The following is a 23,129-nucleotide window of genomic DNA, read 5'->3' on the forward strand; positions in this document are numbered from 1 at the left end:
GCCGGATGTCTATCACCGTGCTCCGGTGATCGGACAGTGGTTTTCACGGTCGCGGGCTCACCGGAGCCGCGGGGGCGCGCGCCTGTGCGGCGAGGGGAGGTCCGAGTCCGGCGGCCGTCTCGCCGATCGTCCGCCCTGCGGTATCGGAATCGGGCGACCCCGGGTGCGTCAGGGCGGCATCATGGACCGGGCGGCGGGGGACGGCCATGAGCCGGGATGCCTCGGCCGATACCCGGGGGGCCTCGGCCCCGGGGGGTCGGTGTCGGGTAGATTCTGCGGACTGTTGATCGGCACACGAAGCGGCTCCGAGCTGCGGGTTCGATACGGGGGCGTGGCATGCGGGCGGGGCGGGAGCGGGAGCAGGGGCGGGTGGCCGACCTGCTGGAGTGCTGGCGGGCGATCGAGCTGTTCAGCCCGCCCGGGATTCCTGAGCTGCCGCGCAAGCGGCGTGCGGGACGACCCCGCGCCTCCGACACGTTCGTCGTGGACCTCACGCCGGCGGCGGGGCAGGAGGCGCCGGTGCTGCCGTGGTCGGCGGAGCATCCGGACACGGCGCCCTGGCGGGCCCCGAGCGGGATGGTGTGGCGCCACGAGGTGTACGGCGGGCTGTTCGACCTGGAGCTGCTGCGTCAGGCGATGATCGCGGTGCTTCCGGCGGGAACCGAGCCGGATCCGGGGGTGCCGCAGGAGGAACTGGTGCTGTCGGGGCGCAGCGCGATGTTCGCGCTGGTCCTGGACGAGTACGGGCGGCCGATCGACGGGACGTCGGTGGTCTCGGCGTGCGCCTGGGCGACGGGCCGGCTGTTCGACCCGGGGCCGTCGGCACCGGGGTGGCTGGACGGCTTCGAGGAACTGGGCGAGGCGTTCGGGGTGGCGGTGGGTCAGCTGGCCGCCGCGCCGGTCGCGTACGCCGCCGGCGGGAGCCGGACGGTGCGGGACGGTTCGTCCGGCCTCCGCCCGGTACCGGTCGCGGAGGGGGTCACCGCCCGGGGCTGGCGGCAGGTGCTCGCCGAGGTGCTGGGCGGTGCCGCGGTGGCGGCGGTCGCGGTGCTGCTCGGCGACGTGGCCGGTGTCGCGATCCAGGGGGCCACGGACCCCTTGGTGCGCAGGGTGTCCGAGTGGGTGGCGGCGCGTCGGCCGGCCCAGGACGGTGCCACCGGGGCTGCTCCCACCGGGGCGGCTCCCACCGGGCCGGCCCCCGCAGGGCAGGTCCCCGCCGAGACGGCGGAACCGGCGGAGGCGGTCGCACCGGTGGAAGCGGACGGGACCGCGCCCGCCGACGCGGCCCGGGCTGTCGCGTTCGCCGACCTGGTCGCCCTGACCGCCCAGATCGCCCACCTCTGCGGCGTCCAGGACCGCCTCGACCCGCGCGCGATCCGCGTCTGCAGCCGGCTCGTCCGCCTCCCGCGCGACCCGGAGGCCAGGCCCACCGCCGCGCAGCCGTTCCTCAACAGCCTCCTGCCGCCCGACCTCGCCCGGGTGCGCGCCGCGCTCAAGGAGGGCGGGGGCGGTCTCGGCCCCGCCCTGGACGCGTACCTGACCTCCCGTGCCGACATCGCCGTCCACGCCCGCACCGACCTGCGGGAGGACCGCCGGGCCGTCCTGGACGGCGTCGCCCCGGCCCTGGTGCCCGCCGGACGCTGGCCGGCGAAGGCCGCGTACCCGCTCGCGCTCAGCCAGCAGTTCGCCGTCGACCGGATGCTGGCCGACCGCGAGGGCACCGACGGCGGCCTGTTCTCCGTCAACGGCCCGCCCGGTACGGGCAAGACCACCATGCTGCGCGACCTGGTCGCCGCCCTCGTCGTCGAACGGGCCACCGTGATGTCCTCCTTCGAGCGGCCCGAGGCCGCGTTCGTCGGCCGGGCCTGGCGCGGCAAGGACCGGCAGGGGCGGCACCCGCGCTTCGTCGCGGCGCTCGACCCCAGGCTCACCGGCCACGAGATCGTGGTCACCTCCTCCAACAACGGCGCCGTGGAGAACGTGACGGCCGAGCTGCCCGGCGCCGCCGCCCTCGACGAGCACTGGCACGGCGGCCCCGACCACTTCTCCGACCTGGCCTCCGCCCTGCTCGACGGCGCGCCCGCCTGGGGCCTGGTGGCCGCGGTGCTCGGCAACAAGTCGAACCGGACGAGGTTCGCCCAGCGCTTCTGGTGGGGCCGCCTGTCCGAGGAGGAGGCCGACGCGCGCACCGCCCGGGGGCTGCCGCCACTGCGCGGCATGAACGCCGTCCTGGGGGACTGGGTGACGCCGAGCGTCCCCAGGTCCCGCACCGCGCGCCCCGCGGACGCGACCCCCGGCAGCGGCCCCGGCAGCGGCCCAGGCCCCGGCCCCGGCCCCGTCCAGCCGGTGCCCTCCTGGCCGCAGGCCGTCGCCGCCTTCGAGGCCGCCCGGGCCGAGGTCGAACGCCTGCGCGCCGAACGGGCCCGCCTCGCCGCCACCCTGGCGGACACCGCGCAGACCCGGGGCCCGCAGCGCGTCGACGCGGCGCGCGCCGCCCTCGCCCGCGCCGAGCGGCACACGGCGGAGGCCGAGGCCCGGCACGCCGACGCCGCCACGGCCGCCGCCACCGGGCGGACCGCCGCCCTCGGCGCCGAAGCCGCGTACGAGGCCGCGGCCGGCGGCGTCCCCCGGGCCCGGGAGGCCCTCGCCGAGGCCCGCGCCGACCTGGCCGCCGCCCGGGAGGTGGCCTCCCACCACCGCCAGTACGTCGAGGCCCTGACCGCCCGGCACGACGCGCCGTCCGCCGCCGAACCGGGCCTGCGCTCCGGCCTGCGCCGCCTGCTGCGGACCGCCGCCGAACGCCAGGCCGCCGAGGCCCAGCGCGAACGCACCCAGAGCGAGATCCTCGAACTGCTGGTGCGACAGCGCTCCGCCCTGGACGACGCCCAGGCCCACCTCGCCCGCTGCGTCCGCGCCGAGGAACTGGCCGCCGGCGACCTGCACACCCGTGCCACCGTCGCCCTCGACGAAGCCGGCGCGGCCGCTGACCGGGCCCGGGCCCGCGAGGCCGCCGCCGCCACGGCGGAGGCCGCCGCGCTGGAGGCCGTCCGGCGGGCCCGGCAGGACGCGGCGGCCGCCCGGAGCGAACTGGACGCCGCGACCGCCGAGCTGGACGCCGCCCACCGCGCGCTGCGCCGGGCCGCCACCGACCTGCCGTCCCTGCCGCTGGACTGGGTCCACCTCGACGACCGGGAACAGGAACTCGGCTCGCCCTGGTCCGACGAGGCCTGGTGCACCGCCCGCAGCGACCTGTTCATGCGCGCCCTGGACCTGCACCGCGCCTTCGTCGCCGCCAACGCCAAGCGGGTCCGCGGCAACCTCCTGGTCCTGACGGAGCTCATGGCGGGCACCAACGGTCCCGTCCCCGACGAGGAGGTCCTGCGCGCCTGGCAGACCCTCTTCCTCCTGGTGCCCGTCGTCTCCACCACCTTCTCCTCCATCGGCAGCATGTTCGCCCGCCTCGGACAGGGCGCCATCGGCTGGCTCCTCGTCGACGAGGCCGGGCAGGCCACCCCGCAGGCCGCCGTCGGCGCCCTGTGGCGGGCCCGCCGGGCCGTCCTGGTCGGCGACCCCCTGCAGCTCGAACCCGTCGTCACCATGCCCGCCGCCCTCCAGCGCCGCCTGCTCCTCGCCCACGGCGTGGACGAGGAGTGGCTGCCCTCCGCCACCTCCGCCCAGGCCGTCGCCGACCGCGTCAACCGCTACGGCACCTACCTGCCCGACCCCACCGGCGCCGACGGGGCGACGGTCTGGGTCGGCTCGCCCCTGCGCGTCCACCGCCGGTGCGAGGAGCCCATGTTCACCGTCAGCAACGACGTCGCCTACGGCGGCCTGATGGTGTACGGCACCCACCCCCGGCCGTTCCCCGACGAGGAGCGCGACGGCCTCCTCCCCAGCCGCTGGCTCGACACCCCCGACCCGGCCCGCGACGGCGACGCCCCGTGGGGCGAACGCGACCGCCGTGCCCTGGAGTTCGTCCTCGGCCGGCTCGTCCGCCACGGCGTCACCCCCGACCGGGTGCGCATCATCGCCCCGTTCCGCGCCCTCGTCCGCGAGGCCCGTGAGACCTGCGCCGCGGCCGGCTGGACCGCCGAACAGCTGGACGAACGCTGCGCCACCGTCCACCGGGCCCAGGGCAAGGAGGCCGACGTCGTCATCCTCCTCCTCGGCAGCAACCGCGCGGGCGCCCGCGCCTGGGCGGCCGGCAGCCCGCACCTGCTCAATGTGGCCGCCAGCCGGGCGAAACGGCGCCTGTACGTCGTCGGCGACCGCGCACTGTGGGCACCGCTGTCCCACTTCGACGTCCTGGCGCGGGAGTTGCCGACCTACGACCACCTCGGGGACCGGGACACCTGGCCCCTGGACGGACCCGACCCGGGGCGGACCTCCGGGTAGCGCCCTCCCCGGCGGGACGGTCAAGGAGGGATGCCGTGCGGATCCTCGTCTCCGGTGCCGGCGTCGCCGGGCCCGTGCCGGCGTACTGGCTCACCCGGCACGGCTTCCGGGTGACCGTGGTCGAGCGCGCGCAGGACCGGCGGGCACGCGGTCGACCCGTTCCGCCCCTCCGTGGACACCCGGCTGATCTCCGCCCTGCCCGCCGGCCCCGGCCGAGCCCTCCTCCGCCTCACCACCGGGACCGCCCGCCTCACGACGCCATGACCGTCGACGGCCACTCCCGGGATGACATGACCTGACGGGGCGGTCGTGGCGGTCGGGCGCCGGGCGGCGTCACAGGCTCAGCAGCAGGTCGCGGACCGCCGCGGGACGGGACAGGAAGGGGTGGTGTCCGGTGTCGAGTTCGACGACGCGGTCCGCGCGGCGGGCGAACTCGCGCTGGGACCGCGCCGGGGTGCCCCGGTCCCGGGCGCAGACGACGTAGGTCGAGGGCACCCGCTGCCAGGCGGCCGCGGCGACCGGCTGCCCGGTCACCCGCAGGCTCTGCCGGGCCAGGTGCTCCGGTGCCTGGGACCGGACCCGGGGGTCGCAGTCGTGGAGGAAGGTGTCGACGAGCAGTTCGGGGCGGACCCCGAAGGTGCCGGCGCCGGGGTCGACGTCGAGGAACGGCGCGGGGCCGTCGCCGGCGCCGAAGTCCGACAGGCTCTGCCCGACGTCGGGCAGGTAGCCGGCGACCAGCACCAGATGGCGCACCGACCCGAGGCCCGCGGCGGCCTCCGCCGTGACGATGCCGCCGTAGCTGTGGGCGACCACGACGGTCGGCTCGTCGCCGGCCCGCAGCACCGCCCGCACCGCGGCGACGTCATCGGGCAGCCCCGGACCGTCGACGCCGCCGGGCACGCCCGCCTCGCCGCAGCTCGGCAGGGCGGGGGCCGTGCTCGCCACGCCCCGCTCCCGCAGCAGCTCGGCGGTGCGGTGCCACCACCAGGCCCCGTCCCGGACACACGCCCCGTGCACGAACACCACTCTCATCGGCACCTCCGTGTCGTCGACCGCTCCCGGGAGGAGCGGGCCCGCGGTGCCAGGGTCCCACCGGCCCGGCCGCCGATGTCACAATCACCGCCGCCGCGCAGTCATAGAGAGCGGAGACCGAGAGAACAGCGGACCGTGTGGCACGGAGGGATCCTCATGAACTGGCGTGAGTCGGCCCGGTGCCGGGACACCGACCCCGAGCTCTTCTTCCCCATCGGGAGCGGCAGCAGCTTCCCGGCCCTCGCGCAGGCCGACGAGGCGCGGGCCGTGTGCGGGCGGTGCCCGGTGGCGCGGCAGTGCCTGGAGTGGGCGCTGGACGCGCCGGTGGAGGGGATCTGGGGCGGTACGACGGAGGCGGAGCGCCGCACGCTGCGGCGGCGCCGGGCCTGAGGGCGGCGCGGTGGCGTTTGCGCTGTCCGGCCGGCCCGCGCGTGCTGATGCATCATGGGGCGGCCCCGCCCCGGGCCCCGCCTGACGCGGCCGGTGGGTCCCCGGGGGCTCAGGACCCGAGGAGCTGGTCGAACTCCGTGACCCGCGTGCCGTGGCGCGTTCGCGTGTGCTCCAGGACGGCCGCCTTCAGGACGTCGGTGCGCACATCGGCGACGGCGCGGGGGGAGGGGACCTCGGGCGTGTGCTCGTAGTTCCAGACCACGGCGTCGAGGAAGACCGGTGCCGTGAACCGCCAGCCCCGCAGCAGGATCGTCAAGGAGATCGCCGGATAGGGCGTGTGGAGCGGACTGCCGAGCCAGCCGAGGAGTGCGGACCGGGGGACGCTGAAGTCCACACCGGCCCGGCCCAGCGCCGGGAGGACGGCGGGGGCGAGCGGCGGCGCGTTGCGGTCCGGGTCCAGCCCGAGGAGCCGCTCCCACAGCCGCGCCGCCTCCGCGACGGCCGCCCGCGCGTCCTGGGCCCGCCCGTCCCGGTCGAGTTCCTCGGCGGCGGCGAAGAGTTCCCGCGCGCGTTCGACCGACGCCGCCGGCGGGACGGCCGTCCGCTCCCGGTCGCAGTCGTCCCGCCGCAGGAGGAGCGCCGACCCCGTCGCCGTGGGCAGCACCACGGCGGCCAGGACGGCCAGCAGGGCGCGCCGGTGGGGCCTGCGCCCGCGCCGCCGGCCCGACGGCGCGGTGGTCGCGGCGGCGCCGACGTGCCCGAGGCACCCGGGCGGCGGCGGTGTTTCCGTGGCATCGGCCGGCACGCCGAGGGGCGAACCGCCGCCCACGGCGGGAGGCGTCGTCGCGGCCCGCGACCGGGGCGGGCCCGGTGGCGGCGGATCCCCGATCAGGACGGTCCGGTAGAGCGTCCGGAGCTCCCTGCCGGGGGCGGCGCCCAGCTCCTCGGCCAGCCGTCGCCGGACGAGGCCGTAGCGCTCCAGGGCCTCCGCGCCCCGCCCGGTCGCCTGCAGGGCCTGGATCAGCACGCACTCCAGGGGCTCGGACAGCGGGTACTCGGCGGTGAGATCGGGCACCGCGGAGATGACCGCGGTGGGCCGGCCGAGTCGGAACTCCGCCTGCGCCCACCGCACCACCGCGTCCAGCCGCCGCTGATGCCAGCTCGCCCGGATCCGCGCGGCCCATTCGCCCGGGAGACCGGCCAGCGGCTCCCCCCGCCACAGGCCCAGGGCCTCGGTGAGCGTCGCGGCCCGTGCCTCGTCGTCACGCTGCCGGTCGTCGCCCTGCTCGACCAGCCGGCGGAACCGGTGAAGGTCCACCGACTCGGGGTCGAGCTCCAGCACATAGCCGGCGTGCCGACGCTCGATCCGCGCCGCCGTCCCGCCCCCGGGGGCGACCGTCTGTCTCAGCAGGCCGCGGATCCTGCTCAGGTGCGCGTACAGCACGGGCCGGGGGTTGGCGGGCGGGTCATGGCCCCAGACCCGGTCGATGAGGGCCTCGATGGCGATCGGTCTTCGGGCGTCGACGACCAGGGCGGCCAGGACCACCTGCTGCCGCGGCGTCCCCACGTCGAGCGGCCGGCCGGCCGACCGCACCTCGACCTCGCCCAACAGCCGGAAGTCCACACCCACCCCCAGGTGATCGACAGCGCCCGCGCATCGTCCCTGCCGCCCATGCTGGCTGGCCCGCAAGGTGACCGCAAGGCCGGCGCACAGGCCGCGACGCCAGGGTGGGAAAGGTCCCCTGCGCCACCACCCGAGACCCACGGAGGAAAGCACCATGCGGCTCCCCCTTCCCCGACGGTCCGACCGTCCCCGGCTCACACCGGCGGCCCTGGTCGCGGCCGTGGCGTTCGCCGTCCTCGCGGCCCTCGCCTCCACACCCGCGCACGCGGCGGACCCCGCCCGCTACGAACTCGTGAACGTCAGGACCGGGCTGCGCGCCGACGTCATGTGGGCGTCGACCGATGCGTACACCGGCGTCTTCCTGTGGCCCAACAACGCCAGCGCCTCCCAGGAGTTCGAGCTGCTCGACAGCGGCAACGGCTACTTCCGGATCAAGGCCCGGCACTCCGGCCAGTGCCTGATGCTCGACTGGCGCGCGGGCACCTACTCGAACGGCACCGGCGTCCTCCAGTACCCGGCCTGCGGGGCCGGCTACGCCCCGGCCGAATGGACCACCGCCTGGGTGGGCCACACCTGTATGTGCTTCCCCACGACCATGATCCTGAAGAACCGGGCCACCGGCCGCTGCCTGGACGCCGAGGGCCCGTCCGGCACCCCCGGCCAGCAGGCCCGCCTGCAGCAGTGGGACTGCATCACCACCGACGAGGCGTGGAACACCGCGAACCAGAGCTGGAACCTCCCGCAACTCTGACCGGCGAAAGGGCCCTCCACGCCCCGCCGTGACGGGCCGTGGAGGGCCGACGGAACGTTCCGCCCGGTTCGGACGCCGCTGCCGTCCGGGCCGGCCGGATCGGCGACCGGGGATCGTTTTTGGATAGGCGGACGACATGCCCCGGTGCGTAGCATTGGTTCATGCGTGTCTTGATCGTCGAGGACGAGCTGTACATGGCGGAGGCCATCCGTGACGGGCTGCGGCTGGAGGCGATCGCCGCGGACATCGCCGGGGACGGCGACACCGCTTTGGAGTTACTGAGCGTCAACGCCTACGACATCGCCGTCCTCGACCGTGACATCCCCGGTCCCTCCGGTGACGAGATCGCCGAACGGATCGTCGCGGCGGGATCGGGGATGCCGATCCTCATGCTCACCGCCGCCGACCGGATCGACGACAAGGTCTCCGGGTTCGGGCTCGGAGCCGACGACTACCTCACCAAGCCGTTCAAGATGCGTGAACTCGTCCTCAGGCTCAGGGCGCTGGACCGCAGGCGCGCGTACATCAGACCGCCGGTGCGGGAGATCGCGGGCCTGCGGCTGGACCCCTTCCGCCGCGAGGTCTACCGCGACGACCGCTACATCGCGCTCACCCGCAAACAGTTCGCCGTGCTCGACGTGCTGGTCGCCGCCGAGGGTGGCGTCGTCAGCGCCGAGGAACTCCTGGAGCGGGCCTGGGACGAGAACGCCGACTCGTTCACCAACGCCGTGCGCATCACGGTCTCGACGCTGCGCAAACGCCTCGGTGAACCTCAGATCATCGCCACCGTGCCGGGCGTCGGCTACCGGATCGCCACCCCGGCGGACACCGGGCGTGAGGGCGATGCGGGCGCCTAGAACTCCGGGCTTGAGCGTCCGCCTCAAATTCGCCCTCAGCTACGCGGGCTTCGTCATGCTCGCGGGCGGGCTGATGCTGGTCACCGTGTGGGTGTACCTGCTGCGCGGCCTGCCCGGTACGGCGAGCAGCCCCGACGGGCTCGTGCCCATCCGCACCATCGTGCTGCACGCCTACGCTCCGGCGTCGGCCGTGGTGATGGCGCTCCTCCTGGTGTTCGGCCTGCTGGGAGGATGGCTGCTCGCCGGCCGGATGCTCGCCCCGCTGACCCGCATCACCCACGCCACCTCCCTGGCCGCGAACGGGTCACTCTCCCACCGGATCGAACTGGAGGGCCGCAAGGACGAGTTCCGGGAGCTCGCCGACGCCTTCGACACCATGCTCGCGCGCCTCGAAGCGCACGTCACCGAGCAGCGGAGGTTCGCGGCCAACGCCTCCCACGAACTGCGCACCCCGCTGGCGATCACGAAGGCCCTGCTCGACGTGGCTCTCACCGACCCGGCGCGCGACTCGGGCGAGCTGTTCCGGCGCCTCACCGACGTCAACGCCAGGGCGATCGACCTCACCGAGGCGTTGCTCCTGCTCAGCCGGGCCGAGCGGCGGACCTTCACCCGGGAGCCCGTCGACCTGTCCCTGAACGTCGAGGAGGCCGTCGAGACGCTGCTTCCCATGGCGGAGAAGAACGGCGTCACCCTGGAGGCCTCGGGCGACATCACCCCGACCATCGGCTCCCGCGCGCTCCTGCTGCAGATGACAGTCAATCTCCTCCACAACGCGATCGTCCACAACCTGCCCGACCGGGGCATCGTGCGGGCGACGACCCGCGTCCAGCCCGGAAGCGTGTCGCTCACCGTCGAGAACACCGGCGAGATCCTCCCGGCGGAGCTGGTCTCGACCCTCACCGAGCCCTTCCAGCGCGGCACCGAACGCGTCCGTCACGACCACGCGGGCGTCGGCCTGGGCCTGGCCATCGTGAAGAGCATCGTCGAAGCGCATGACGGGACCCTCGCCATCGCCCCGCGCCCCGGCGGCGGCCTCCACATCACCGTGCGGCTGCCGGCCGCGCCTCCGCCGACGGGGTAGCCGCCCGCCCGCGCTCCGCCCCTGCCCCGCCCGCTGACGCACCCCGCACTCAAGGACTCACCGGCATTCCGCCGGTGAGTCCTTCGCTTTCCCTCCCTCAATTCCCCGGTCGGTTCATTTCACGACCATCGGGGAATTCCCGGCACCGGAATCAGGGGGGCGGTGTCCAAGTGCCGGAAACGCTCGCTTGGACACCGCCCCGTGGACACCCACTCGTGGACAGCGAGTCCGATCAGCACGATGGACCCGCGGACTTCGGTGACGGGGAGAGGGGATGTCCGGGTGGTCATGATGCCGTCCAGCAGGGGGGTGCAAAGGACCGGTGGGGGCGGCGACGATCCCCGGCCGGCCAAGCTGCGCCCCGATACGCCGCGCAGGGTGCTCGCCTACCTTCGCCCGCACACCGGCAAAATCGCCCTTTTCGCAATTGTCGCCGTACTGGAGTCGCTCATCGTGGTGGCGACTCCGCTGCTGCTCAAACAGATCGTCGACGATGGGATCCTCAAGGACGACTCCGGAGCCGTCACCCGGCTGGCCTGCCTCACCGCGGGGCTCGCCGTCCTCGACGCGTTGCTGCAACTGGCGCTCGCCTATCTCGCCGGGTGGATCGGGCAGGGGGTCAGCTACGACGTCCGGGTCCAGTCGATCGAGCACGTCCAGCGGCTGCCGGTCGCGTTCTTCACCCGCACCCAGACCGGGGTGCTGGTCGGACGGCTGCACACGGACCTGATCATGACGCAGCAGGCGTTCAGCCAGCTGCTGATGGCGCTCCCCAGCGTGATCGGGGTCGTCCTGGTGCTGGCCGAGCTGTTCTACCTGTCGTGGATCGTCGCCGTCATCACGCTGGTGATGATCCCGCTGTTCGTCGTTCCCTGGGTGTACGTGGGGCGGGTGACGCAGCGTTACACCCGGCAGTCGATGGAGCTGAACGCCGGCCTGGCCGGCCTCCTCCAGGAGCGGTTCAACGCCCAGGGCGCGGTGCTCTCCAAGCTCTTCGGCCGCCCGGACGAGGAGACGGCCGAGTACCGGGCCCGCTCGGAGCGGCTGCGCGGGATCGGCGTGAGCGTCATCGTCTACGGCCGGATGGCCTTCGTCATCATGATGCTGATCGCCGCGCTCGCCACGGCGCTCACCTACGGGGTCGGCGGCGGCCTGGTGCTCTCCGGGGCGTTCCAGCTCGGCACGCTGATCGCGCTCGCCGCCCTGCTCGGGCGGCTGTTCGGGCCGATCACCCAGCTGTCCGGGATGCAGGCGAACGCGCTGGTCGTCCTGGTGAGCTTCGACCGGATCTTCGAGCTGCTCGACCTGAAGCCGCTGATCGAGGAGCGCCCCGACGCCGTCACGCTCACCTGGAAGACCGCCCCGGAGATCGAGTTCGAGGACGTGTCGTTCCGCTACCCGGGCGCGGACGAGGTCTCGCTGCCGTCGCTGGAGCAGAACGTGCGGGGCGGAGGGGACCGCGGGGAGGCGTCGCCGGAGGTCCTGCGCCGGGTGAGCCTGCGCGCTCCGGCCGGAACCGTCACCGCGCTCGTCGGCCCGTCCGGCGCCGGGAAGAGCACGCTCACCCACCTGGTGTCCCGGCTGTACGACCCGACCTCCGGCACCGTGCGGGTCGGCGGACACGACCTCCGGGACCTCTCCTTCGGCTCGCTGCGCGAGACGGTGGGCGTGGTCAGCCAGGACACCTACCTCTTCCACGACACGATCCGGGAGAACCTCCGCTACGTCCGTCCGGACGCCACCGAGGACGAGTTGATCGAGGCGTGCAAGGGCGCCCAGATCTGGGACCTGGTCGCCTCCCTCCCGCAGGGGCTCGACACCGTCGCGGGAGACCGCGGTTTCCGGCTGTCGGGCGGGGAGAAGCAGCGACTGGCCATCGCGAGGCTGCTCCTGAAGGCACCCTCGGTCGTCGTGCTCGACGAGGCCACCGCGCACCTGGACCCCGAGTCGGAGGCCGCCGTGCAGCGGGCGCTCAGGACCGCGCTGCGCGACCGCACCTCCCTGGTGATCGCCCACCGGTTGTCCACGATCCGTGAGGCCGACCAGATCGTCGTGATCGACGACGGAGGCGTCCGGGAGCGCGGGACGCACGAGGAGCTGCTGGCCGGGGGCGGCCTCTACGCGGAGCTCTACCGCACGCAGTTCGCCGGGTCGGGCGGCGTCCGGGCCGGGTCCGGGGGCGACGGGCCCGAGGGCCGGCTGCCCGGCGGCCGCGTGTTCGACGGCAACGGGACCGGACCGGTCCCCCGGACGGCTCCAGAAGGGCGACGATGAATTCCGCAGCGCTGGCCGCGCCGACGGTACCGGAGCTGTTCGCCTGCCAGGCGGAGCGGACGCCCGACGCCGTGGCCGTGGTCGATGGGGACCGGACGCTGACCTACCGGCGGCTGGACGAGCTCGCGGGCCGGCTGGCCGGACGGCTGATCGGCCGGGGCGTGCGCCGTGGCGACCGGGTGGCGGTCCTGATGGAACGATCCGCGGACCTGGTGGTGACGCTGCTCGCCGTCTGGAAGGCGGGAGCGGCCTACGTACCGGTGGACGCTACCCATCCCGCGCGGCGGGTGGCGTTCGTGGTCGCGGACTCGGGCGCGTCCCTGGTGGCGTGTTCGGCCGCGGCGGCGGGCGGGGTTCCCGAGGGGGCCGAGTCGATCGTCGTCACGGACGAGGAGGCCCCGGGTGAGGCGTCGGCGGTCCCCGTGCGGCCGGGGGACCTGGCGTACGTGATGTACACCTCCGGGTCGACGGGGGTCCCCAAGGGCGTGGCCGTCCCGCACCGGAGCGTCGCCGAGCTGGTGGGGGACCCCGGCTGGGCGGTGGGCCCCGGTGACGCCGTCCTCGTGCACGCGCCGCACGCCTTCGACGCCTCCCTCTTCGAGATCTGGGTGCCGCTCGCCTCGGGCGCCCGCGTGGTGATCGCCGAGCCGGGCGCGGTGGACGCCCGGCGCCTGCGGGAGGCGGTCGCCGCCGGCGTGACGAAGGTGCACCTGACCGCGGGGAGCTTCCGTGCGCTGGCGGAGGAGTCCCCGGAGTCCTTCACCGGCCTCCACGAGGTGCTGACGGGCGGGGACGTGGTGCCCGCGGCCGCGGTGGAGAAGGTGCGCGGGGCGATCCCCCGGGCGCGGATCCGGCACCTGTACGGTCCGACGGAGACGACGCTGTGCGCGACGTGGCACCTGCTCCGGCCGGGCGACGCGCTGGGGCCCGCGCTGCCGATCGGCCGCCCGCTCGCGGGCCGCCGGGCCCAGGTGCTCGACGCGTCGCTGCTGCCCGTGCCGCCGGGCACGGTCGGCGACCTCTACCTCTCCGGCGCCGGCCTCGCGGACGGCTACCTGGACCGGGCGGCGCTGACGGCGGAGCGGTTCGTGGCGGATCCGTCCGTGCCCGGCGGCCGGATGTACCGCACGGGGGACCTCGCCCGGTGGACCGCCGAGGGCGAGCTGCTGTTCGCGGGCCGGGCCGACGACCAGGTGAAGATCCGCGGGTTCCGGATCGAGCCGGGTGAGATCGAGGCCGCGCTGACCGCCCGGCCGGAGGTCCACGAGGCCGTCGTGGTGGCGGTCGACGGCCGCCTGATCGGCTACGCGGTGACGGACGCGGATCCCGTCGTCCTGCGCGAGCGTCTCGGGGCGGTGCTGCCGGAGTACATGGTCCCGGCCGTCGTGATCCCGCTGGACCGGCTTCCGCTCACCGGCAACGGCAAGGTGGACCGGGCGGCGCTGCCCGCGCCGGTCTTCGGCGGGACGGCCGGGGGCCGCGAACCCGCCACCGAGGCGGAGCGCGTCCTGGGCGGACTGTTCGCCGAGTTGTTCGGCCTGGACCGGGTCGGTGTCGACGACAGCTTCTTCGCCCTGGGCGGCGACTCGATCTCCGCGATGCGGCTGGCGGCCCGCGCGGCCGGGGCCGGTCTGCTGGTGACGCCCTCCCAGATCTTCGCCGAGCGGACCCCCGCACGGCTGGCGGCCGCCGCGCTCGCCGTCCCCGCCGATGACCCCGCCGGCCCCGGCGCCGGTCCGCTGATCGCGCTCAGCGCGGAGGAGGAGGCCGAGCTGGCGGCCGCCGTGCCGGGCGCCGAGGAGGCCTGGCCGCTCGCGCCGCTCCAGGAGGGCCTGCTCTTCCAGTCGACCCTCGAAGAAGAGGGCCTCGACATCTACCAGGCGCAGTGGATCCTGGAGCTGGACGGGCCGCTGGACGCGGCCCGGCTCCGGGCCGCGTGGGAGGCGGTCTTCGCACGGCACGCCGAGCTCCGGGTGAGCTTCGTGCGGCTCGCCTCGGGCCGGACGCTCCAGGCCGTCGCCGGACACGTGGTCCTGCCCTGGCGGGAGGTCGACCTCACCGGCGAGGGCGACGCCGGGGCGGCCGTCGAGGCCCTCGCCCGGCGGGAGCAGGAACAGCGGTTCGACCTGGCCGCGGGCCCGCTGTTCCGGCTGCTGTTGGCGCGGATCGGCGAGCACCGGCACCGCCTGCTGGTCGTCCACCACCACATCCTGACCGACGGCTGGTCGGTGGCGGTCATCCTCAACGAGGTGGCCGAGGCGTACGCGGCCGGCGGCCGGCTCCCGGAGCGGATCGGCGCGGCGTCGTACCGGGACTACCTGGCCTGGCTGGACCGGCAGGACAAGGACGCGGCCGGCGCGGCCTGGCGGGCGGAGCTGTCCGGCCTCGACGGGGACGCGTCGATCGCGAGGTCGGCCGCCGGGACGGGGTACGAGTACCGCGTCACCCACGTCACGCCGGAGCTCCACGCCGGGCTGACCCGGGTGGCCCGCGACCTCGGGCTGACGCTGAACACGATGGTGCAGGGCGCCTGGGCGACGGTGCTGGCCCGGCTCGCGCGGCGCACCGAGGTGGTGTTCGGCACCACGGTCGCCTGCCGTCCCGCGGAGCTCCCGGGCGTGGAGTCGATGCCCGGACTGATGATGAACACCGTGCCGGTCCGGGTGTCGCTGGACGGCGGGCGGACGGTCGCCGACCTGCTCACCGGTCTGCAGCGGCGGCAGGCGGCCCTGATCCCGCACCAGCACCTGGGACTGCCCGAGATCCAGCGGGCGGGCGGGCCGGGCGCGAGGTTCGACACGCTGCTGGTGTTCGAGAACTATCCGCGGGACTTCACCGACCGGTTCACCTATCTGGGCACGGTCGAGGGCACCCATTACCCGCTGACCCTCGGCATCATCCCGGGGGACGGTCTCAGGATCCAACTCGCCTACCGGCACGGGCAGATCGAGGAGACCGTCGCCGAGTCCGTGCTCGGCTGGTTCGTCGGCGCCCTCGCCGCGATGGCCGCCGACCCGTCCGCCCTGGTGGGGCGGCTCGGCGCGGCCGGGGACCGGGTGGAGGACTCGCAAGCGGCTCTGGCGGCGGGGGAGTCCCTGCCGGTGCTGGTGGCGCGGGTGGTGGCGGAGCGGCCGCACGCGGTGGCGGTGGTGGACGGCGACGGCGAGCTGACCTACGAGCGGCTCTGGCAGCGGGCATCGGCGCTCGCCGCCGTGCTGAGGGCCCGCGGGACCGGCCCGGAGTCCCGGGTGGGCCTCGTCGTGGGGCGGTCGGCGCGGTGGCTGGTCGGAATGCTGGGGGTGTCGCTGGCCGGCGGCGCCTTCGTCCCGGTGGATCCCGGGTATCCGGCCGAGCGCGTGCGCCTGCTGCTGGGAGACACGGATCCCGTGCTGGTGGTGTGCGAACGGGGGACGCGGGACGCCGTGCCCGGGGAGTTCGCCGACCGTTCGGTGGTGCTCGACGACCTGGACCTCGCGGCGGGCCCGGACGCGGTGGCGCCGGGCGCGCGGCCGCGGGACGCGGCGTACGTCATCTACACCTCGGGGTCGACCGGCACGCCGAAGGGGGTCGTCGTCACCCACGCGGGCCTGGGGAACCTGGCGGCGGCGCAGATCGACCGCTTCGCCGTGTCGCCGTCGTCACGGGTCCTGCAGTTCGCGGCGCTGGGCTTCGACGCCACGGTCTCGGAGGCGCTGATGGCGCTGCTCTCAGGGGCGACGCTGGTGATGGCGCCGCAGCGCGACCTGCCGCCGCGGGTGTCGCTGGCCGAGGCACTGCAGCGCTGGGACGCCACGCACGTGACGGTCCCGCCGTCGGTGCTCGCCACGGCCGAGCTGCTGCCGGCGGGGCTGGAGACGGTGGTGGTGGCGGGGGAGGCCTGTGCGCCGGGGCTCGCGGACCGCTGGTCGCAGGGACGCCGGCTGATCAACGCCTACGGGCCGACCGAGACCACGGTGTGCGCCGCGATGAGCATGCCGCTGGCGCCGGGCCGGGACGTCGTCCCGATCGGGACACCGATCGCGGGAAGCCGCTGCCATGTGCTGGACGTCTTCCTCCGGCCGCTGCCGCCGGGGATCGTCGGCGAGCTGTACGTGGCGGGGATCGGGGTGGCCCGCGGCTACCTGGGCCGTACGGCGCTGACGGCGGAGCGGTTCGTCGCCGATCCCTTCGCCGCCGGTGAGCGGATGTACCGGACGGGGGACCTGGTCTACCGGACGGGCCGCGGCGAGCTGGTGTTCGCCGGGAGGGCCGACGAGCAGGTGAAGCTCCGCGGGTTCCGGATCGAGCTCGGCGAGATCGAGTCCGTCCTGTCCGGCCACCCGGGGGTCGCCCAGGCGGTGGCGGTCGTCCGGGACGACCGCCTCCTGGCCTACGTGTCGCCGGCCGAGGCCGATCCGCAGGCGGTGCGGGAGTACCTCGCCGCCCGGCTGCCCCAGCACATGGTGCCCGCCGTGGTGGCGCTGGCGGCGCTGCCCACCACCCCGAACGGGAAGATCGACCGCGGCGCGCTGCCCGACCCCGGCCGCACCGCCGGGACCGTCGGCCGGGAGCCGGCCACGGAGCACGAACGGGTGCTGTGCCGGCTCTTCGCGGAGGTGCTCGGCCTGGAGCGGGTCGGCGCGGACGACGGCTTCTTCACCCTGGGCGGGGACTCGATCACCGCCATGCAGCTGGTGGCGCGGGCCCGGCGGGAGGGACTGGCCCTCGCCTCGCAGGACGTCTTCGCGCAGAAGACGCCGGAGGGGCTCGCGCGGCTGGTGCCGCAGGCGCCGCTGCCGGAACGCCCCCGGCCCGCGACGGCCGACGGCACCGGCGAGGTGCCGTGGACGCCGGTGATGAGGATGCTGGGCGACGGGATCACCGGTGCGGGCTTCGCGCAGTGGGTGGTCGTCGGCGCGCCCGCGGACCTGGGCGAAGCGGTCCTGGCCGCCGGGCTGGCCGCCGTGGTGGACACGCACGACATGCTGCGCGCCCGCGTCGAGCGGGGACGGCTGGTCGTCGGTGGCCGAGGCTCGGTGGACGCGGCCGGTCTGGTCCGGCGGGTGCGCCTCGACGGCGGCGCGCCGGACGAGGCCGTGGCGGGCGCGGTGCGGGACGCCGTGGGACGGCTGGACCCGGCGGCGGGCGTGATGGCGCAGGCGGTGTGGGTGGACGCCGGGCCGGGCCGGGTGGGCCGGCTGGTGCTGGCGGTGCACCACCTGGCCGTCGACGGGATGTCATGGCGGGTCCTGGTCCCGGATCTGCGGGAGGCCTGCGAGGCGGTCGCGGCGGGACGGACCCCCGCGCCGGAGCCGGTGGCGGTGCCGTTCCGGCAGTGGGCGGGTCTGCTGGAGGAATGGTCGGTCTCGGCCGAACGGGTCGGCGAACTGCCCGCGTGGCAGGCCCTCCTGGGCCGCGGGGACGGTCCGGCCGGCCGGCCGGAAGCGGGCACGGAACCGGGCACGGCGGCGGGCACCGGGAGCGTGCGCTCGCGGTCGTGGACGAGGTCGGGAGCCGAGGTGTCGGCGCTGCTGGGACGGCTTCCGGCGCTGTTCTTCTGCGGGGTCCACGAGGTGCTGCTGGCGGGTCTGGCGGGGGCGGTGGCGCGCTGGTCGGGCGGACGGGTGGTGCTGGTGGACGTGGAGGGCCACGGCCGCCACCCGGTCGGCGGGCTGGACCTGTCCCGGACGGTCGGCTGGTTCACGAGCGCGCATCCGGTGCGCCTGGACACCTCGGGGATCGACCTGTCGTCCGGGGAGCTGCTGAAGACGGTGAAGGAGCAGTCGCGGGCGGTGCCCGGCGACGGGCTCGGCTACGGGCTGCTGCGCCATCTGAACGCCGAGACCGGACCGGTCCTGGAGGCCCTGCCCGCGCCCCGGATCGGATTCAACTACCTGGGCCGCTTCCCCGCGGGGCGGCGGGACGACGTGGCGCCGTGGCAGCAGGCCGGGGACATCGGCGGTTCGCTGGATCCGGCCATGGCACTGCCGCACGCGCTGCAGGCCGACGCGGTCGTCCGGGAGACACCGGAGGGCCCGGAACTGACGCTCATGGTGAGCGGGCCGGCCGGCGCCCTGGACGAGGCCGGGATCGACCGGTTCGGCCGGACGTGGTGGGAGGTGCTGTCCGGCCTGGCGCGCCTGGCGGACGATTCCGCCGCCGGCGGACACACCTCGTCCGATTTCGACCTCCTCGACCTCGACCAGGACGAGATCGAGGGCTTCGAGGAAATAGCGGCACACTTCGGCGGAGGCCAGACATCGTGACCAGGTCGACCACGTCCCACGGATCGGCGCTCGCGGAGCTCTGGCCGCTGTCACCGATGCAGGAGGGGATGCTCTACCACTCCTCGCTCGACGACGGGGCGCCGGACATCTACGTCATCCAGCAGTCCCAGCTCATCGACGGGCCGCTGGACCCGGAGCGGCTCCGGAGGTCCTGGCAGGCCCTCCTCGACCGGCACGCGACGCTCCGGGCGTCCTTCCACCGGCGGAAGTCCGGCGAGACGGTCCAGCTCATTCCCCGGGAGGCGGAACTCCCCTGGACCGAGTGCGACCTGTCCGGCCTGGCCGAGGAGGACGCGCTCGCCGAGGCGACCGCGATCGCGGCGAAGGAGCGCGCCCGGGGCTTCGACCTGACGCGCCCTCCACTGCTGCGGCTGACGCTGATCCGGCTCGGTCCGCGGCGGCACTGTCTCGTGACGACGAGCCACCACCTGCTCATGGACGGGTGGTCGCGGGCGGTCCTCGAAGCGGAGCTCGTCGAGGTCTACGCGGCCGGCGGCTCCGCGTCGGGCCTGCGGTCGGCGGCCTCCTACCGGGACCACCTGGTCTGGCTGGGGCTGCAGGACAAGGACGCCGCCCGGGCGGCGTGGCGCGCCGAGCTGTCCGGCGCCGACGGATCGGCGCTCGGCGTCCCCGAGCGGCCCGGCCGGGCCCCGGACCTGCCGGTCCGGACGGCGATCCGCCACTCACCGGCCTTCACCGCCGCCCTGGTGGAGTTCGCCCGTGCCCACGGGCTGACGCTGAACACCCTGGTGCAGGGCGCGTGGGCGCTGGTGCTGGCCCGGCTGGCGCACCGCCGGGACGTGCTCTTCGGCGCGACGGTCTCCGGGCGTCCGGCGGACCTTCCGGGCGCGGAGGGCATGGTGGGGCTCTTCATCAACACCGTGCCGGTGCGGGTGCGGCTGGACGGGGCGAAGACGGTCCTGGAGACGCTGACGGAGCTCCAGGAGCGGCAGTCCGCGCTGATCGCGCACCAGCACCTCGGGCTCCCGGAGATCCAGAAGCTCGGAGGGGCGGGCCTGGACACGATCGTGGTGTTCGAGAACTACGTCGATCCCGCCGCGGGCCCGGCGTCCCCGGGTGAACTGGCTCTGACCCTGCGGGAGTTCCACCAGGCGTCCCCCTATGCGATCACCCTGGGCGTGATGCCGGGCGAGAGCCTGGAGACCGAGCTGCAGTACCAGCCGGGGATGGTCGACGCCGCGGTCGCCGAGGCCGCCCACCACCGGCTGGTGCGGGCCCTGGAGCGGATGATCGCGGAGCCGGGCACGCCGATGGGCCGCCTGGACCTGGTGAGCGACGCCGAACGTGAGCTGGTCGTCGACCGGTGGAACGGGACGGGCGACGCGATCGCCGCGCCGACGGCGGTGGGCCTCTTCCTCCGGCAGGTGGAGCGGGCCCCGGACGCGACGGCGCTGACGGCCGGGGACCGGCACTGGTCGTACGCGGAACTCGACGCGTGGTCGGGCCGGGTGGCGCGGCTGCTGAAGGACCGGGGCGTGCGGCGCGGCGACCGGGTCGGTGTCCTGCTGGAGCGTTCGCCGGAGGTGCCGGCGGTCTGGCTCGGGGTGTGGAAGGCGGGAGCGGCGTTCGTGCCCGTCGATCCGGCCTACCCGGCGGAGCGGATCGCGTTCATGCTGTCCGATGCCGCGGTCGCCGCGGTGGTGTGCTCCGAGGGGACCGCCGCCGCCGTGCCCCCGGGCCATGCGCCGATCAGGACGGACGCCGCCGCCGACGGCGGGACCGCACTGGTCCCGGTCGGGGCGGACGACCTGGCGTACGTGATGTACACCTCGGGATCGACCGGGGCGCCGAAGGGCGTCGCCGTCCCGCACGGCGGCGTCGCGGCCCTGGCGGGGGACCCGGTGTGGGGCGTCGGAGCGGGCGACACCGTGCTGATGCACGCGCCGCACACCTTCGACGCGTCCCTGTACGACCTGTGGGTGCCGCTCGTCTCCGGCGCGCGGGTGCTGATCGCCGAGCCGGGCGTGGTCGACGCGGGGCGCCTCGCCGCCCAGGTCGCCCGGGGCCTCGTCTCGGTGAACATCACGGCGGGTCAGTTCCGGGCGCTGGCGCAGGAGTCGCCGGAGTCCTTCGCGGGGCTGCGCGACGTGCTGGCGGGCGGCGACGTGGTGCCGCTCGGCGAGGTGGAGCGGGTCCGGCGGGCCTGCCCCGACCTGGTCGTCTGGCACACCTACGGCCCGACCGAGACCACCCTGTGCGCGACCTGGAAGGCGATCGCGCCCGGCGACCGGCTGGGGCCGCTCCTGCCGATCGGCCGTCCGCTGCCGGGCCGGCGGCTGTACGTGCTGGACGTCTTCCTGCGGCCGCTGCCTCCGGGCGTTCCGGGCGATCTCCACATCGCGGGCGCGGGGGTGGCGCGGGGCTATCTGGACCGTCCGGGGCTCACGGCGGAGCGGTTCGTCGCGGACCCGTTCGCCCCCGGCGAGCGCATGTACCGGACGGGCGACATCGCGTACTGGACGGACGAGGGCGAACTGGTGTACGTCGGGCGGTCCGACGACCAGGTGAAGATCCGCGGCCACCGGGTCGAGCCGGGCGAGGTCGAGGCGGTGCTGGCCGGGCGGCCGGGCATCGACCAGGCCGTGGTGGTGGCCCGGGACGGGCGCCTGATCGGCTATGTCGTGTCCGGCGGCCCCGTCGATCCGGAGCGGCTGCGCGAGGACGTCGCCAGGGCGCTGCCGGGCTACATGGTGCCGGCGGCGGTGATCGTGCTGGACGCGCTGCCGGTGACGGCCAACGGCAAGGTGGACCGGGCGGCGCTGCCGGAGCCCGACTTCGGCGGACGCGTCACCGGCCGGGAACCGGCCACCGAGGCCGAGCGGGTGCTGTGCGCGCTGTTCGCCGAGGTGCTCGGCCTGGACCGGGTCGGTGCGGACGACGGCTTCTTCGAGCTGGGCGGGGACTCCATCACCTCGATGCAGTTGGCGGCGCGGGCCCGCCGGTCCGGCCTGGTGTTCGGCGCGCGCGAGGTGTTCGAGCACCGGACCCCGGCGGGAATCGCCGGGATCCCCGGCCTGGCCGGTGGTCCGGCCGGGGGCGCCGGGGAGGTCGCCCGGACGCCGATGACGGACCTCTGGGGGACGGCGCCCGCGCAGTGGGTGAGCGTCGGCGCGCCCGGCGGTCTGTCGCAGGCCGCGCTGGCCGCCGCGCTGGGCCTGCTGACCGACACCCACGACATGCTGCGGAGCCGGATCGTCGAGGAGGCCGGCAAGCCCCGGGTGGTCGTCTCCGGCAGGGGCGCGGTGGACGCCGCGCGGCTGGTCACGCGGGTGGCGGCGGACCCCGGGGAGCTCGACGAGGTCGCGCGGCGGTGCGCGCGGGAGGCGGCCGCGCGGCTGGACCCCGCCGCCGGCGCGGTGGTCCGCGCGGTGTGGGTGGACGCGGGGCCCGGCCGGATCGGCCGGCTCGTGCTGGTGGCGCATCCGCTGGTGGTCGACGCCCGGTCGTGGGAGATCCTGCTGACGGACCTGCGGGCCGCCTACGAGGCCGTCGCCGCGGGCGGGGTGCCGGCCCTCGACCCCGTGGACGTCCCCTACCGGCGGTGGGCGGCCGCCCTGGCGGAGCAGGCGACCGCCCCGGGGCGGGTCGCGGAGCTGACCGCGTGGACGGCGCTGCTCGACGGCGCGGAGCCGCTGCCGGGCGGGCCCGGCGCCGGCCACGCCGCGGGACGCCGGACCTGGACCCTGCCGAAGGAGCACGCGGGCGCGCTCGTGGAGCGGGTCGCCCCGGCCTTCCACTGCGGGGTCCACGAGGTGCTGCTGGCGGGTCTGGCGGGGGCGGTGGCGCGCTGGTCGGGCGGACGGGTGGTGCTGGTGGACGTCGAGGGCCACGGCCGCCACCCGGTCGGCGGGCTGGACCCGTCCCGGACGGTGGGCCGGTTCACCAGCGCGCATCCGGTGCGCCTGGACACCTCGGGGACCGACCTGTCGTCCGGGGAACTGCTGAAGGCGGTGAAGGAGCAGTCGCGGGCGGTGCCCGGCGACGGGCTCGGCTACGGGCTGCTGCGCCATCTGAACGCCGAGACCGGACCGGTCCTGGAGGCCGCGCCGTCGCCGCGCATCGGGTTCGCCTATCTGGGCCGGTCCGCCGCGGGCGACGTGCGGGAGTGGCAGCGGTCCGGAGGGACCGGCTGGTCACCGGAGCCCGGTACGACGCCGCCGCACGCGCTGGAGGCCGTAGCGGCCGTCCGGGACCTGCCGGACGGCCCGGAACTGGCGCTGGCGGTGAGCTGGCAGGCCGGCCTCTTCGACGAGGCCGGGATCGAACGGTTCGGCCGGCTGTGGCTGGACGCGCTGTCCGCCCTGGCCCGCCTGGCGGGTGACCCTTCCGCCGGGGGGCACACCGCGTCGGACTTCGACCTCCTCGACCTGGACCAGGACGAGATCGAGGAACTCGAAGCCGAGTTTGACGACGACCTTTAAGCCGTTTGCTGGATCGA

At 75.4% G+C, this 23,129-nt stretch carries 10 protein-coding genes; 8 read left to right on the plus strand and 2 right to left on the minus strand.

Going from position 1 to position 23,129, the window contains the following annotated elements; all coding sequences use genetic code 11:
• The first annotated feature begins 336 nt into the window (after positions 1 to 336).
• Complete coding sequence (locus tag ABTX81_RS31780) at positions 337 to 4,395, plus strand: DEAD/DEAH box helicase (protein ID WP_350552888.1); 4,059 nt, start codon at positions 337 to 339, stop codon at positions 4,393 to 4,395.
• A gap of 333 nt (positions 4,396 to 4,728) precedes the next feature.
• Here the strand turns inward: ABTX81_RS31780 and ABTX81_RS31790 are convergent, their stop codons facing one another.
• Complete coding sequence (locus ABTX81_RS31790) at positions 4,729 to 5,427, minus strand: alpha/beta fold hydrolase (RefSeq protein WP_350552890.1); 699 nt, start codon at positions 5,425 to 5,427, stop codon at positions 4,729 to 4,731.
• A gap of 156 nt (positions 5,428 to 5,583) precedes the next feature.
• Between ABTX81_RS31790 and ABTX81_RS31795 the strand changes: the two genes are divergently transcribed.
• Positions 5,584 to 5,817: a WhiB family transcriptional regulator gene (locus ABTX81_RS31795; RefSeq protein ID WP_350552892.1), complete on the plus strand. Its 234-nt coding sequence runs from the start codon at positions 5,584 to 5,586 to the stop codon at positions 5,815 to 5,817.
• Positions 5,818 to 5,926: 109 nt separating this feature from the next.
• Here ABTX81_RS31795 and ABTX81_RS31800 read toward each other — a convergent pair whose 3' ends face one another.
• Positions 5,927 to 7,447: an AfsR/SARP family transcriptional regulator gene (locus ABTX81_RS31800; protein ID WP_350552894.1), complete on the minus strand. Its 1,521-nt coding sequence runs from the start codon at positions 7,445 to 7,447 to the stop codon at positions 5,927 to 5,929.
• 148 nt (positions 7,448 to 7,595) lie between these two features.
• Here ABTX81_RS31800 and ABTX81_RS31805 point away from each other — a divergent pair, with 148 nt between their 5' ends.
• The 6 genes from ABTX81_RS31805 to ABTX81_RS31830 all read left to right on the plus strand — a co-directional run bounded on the left by ABTX81_RS31805 (position 7,596) and on the right by ABTX81_RS31830 (position 23,112).
• The gene (locus ABTX81_RS31805) at positions 7,596 to 8,192 is read left to right on the plus strand and encodes an RICIN domain-containing protein (RefSeq protein ID WP_350552896.1); all 597 of its coding nucleotides are present in this window, start codon (positions 7,596 to 7,598) and stop codon (positions 8,190 to 8,192) included.
• Between the two features lie 161 nt (positions 8,193 to 8,353).
• Positions 8,354 to 9,049 carry a response regulator transcription factor gene (locus ABTX81_RS31810; protein WP_350552898.1) on the plus strand — a complete coding sequence of 232 codons (696 nt, stop codon included), beginning with the start codon at positions 8,354 to 8,356 and terminating at the stop codon, positions 9,047 to 9,049.
• On the plus strand, positions 9,036 to 10,130 hold the full coding sequence (locus tag ABTX81_RS31815) for a sensor histidine kinase (RefSeq protein WP_350552900.1): 1,095 nt from the start codon (positions 9,036 to 9,038) through the stop codon (positions 10,128 to 10,130). Before ABTX81_RS31810 ends, ABTX81_RS31815 begins: the two co-directional genes overlap by 14 nt.
• A gap of 378 nt (positions 10,131 to 10,508) precedes the next feature.
• Positions 10,509 to 12,404 (plus strand): ABC transporter ATP-binding protein, encoded by a 1,896-nt coding sequence (locus ABTX81_RS31820; RefSeq protein ID WP_350552902.1) that lies wholly within the window; start codon positions 10,509 to 10,511, stop codon positions 12,402 to 12,404.
• Positions 12,401 to 18,649 (plus strand): non-ribosomal peptide synthetase, encoded by a 6,249-nt coding sequence (locus ABTX81_RS31825; protein WP_350552904.1) that lies wholly within the window; start codon positions 12,401 to 12,403, stop codon positions 18,647 to 18,649. The genes ABTX81_RS31820 and ABTX81_RS31825 overlap by 4 nt, the downstream gene beginning before the upstream one ends.
• Positions 18,646 to 23,112 carry a non-ribosomal peptide synthetase gene (locus ABTX81_RS31830; RefSeq protein WP_350552906.1) on the plus strand — a complete coding sequence of 1,489 codons (4,467 nt, stop codon included), beginning with the start codon at positions 18,646 to 18,648 and terminating at the stop codon, positions 23,110 to 23,112. Before ABTX81_RS31825 ends, ABTX81_RS31830 begins: the two co-directional genes overlap by 4 nt.
• Positions 23,113 to 23,129 lie beyond the last annotated feature (17 nt).

Origin of the sequence: Kitasatospora sp. NPDC097605 (assembly GCF_040302725.1) — a bacterium.
Taxonomy (GTDB): domain Bacteria; phylum Actinomycetota; class Actinomycetes; order Streptomycetales; family Streptomycetaceae; genus Kitasatospora.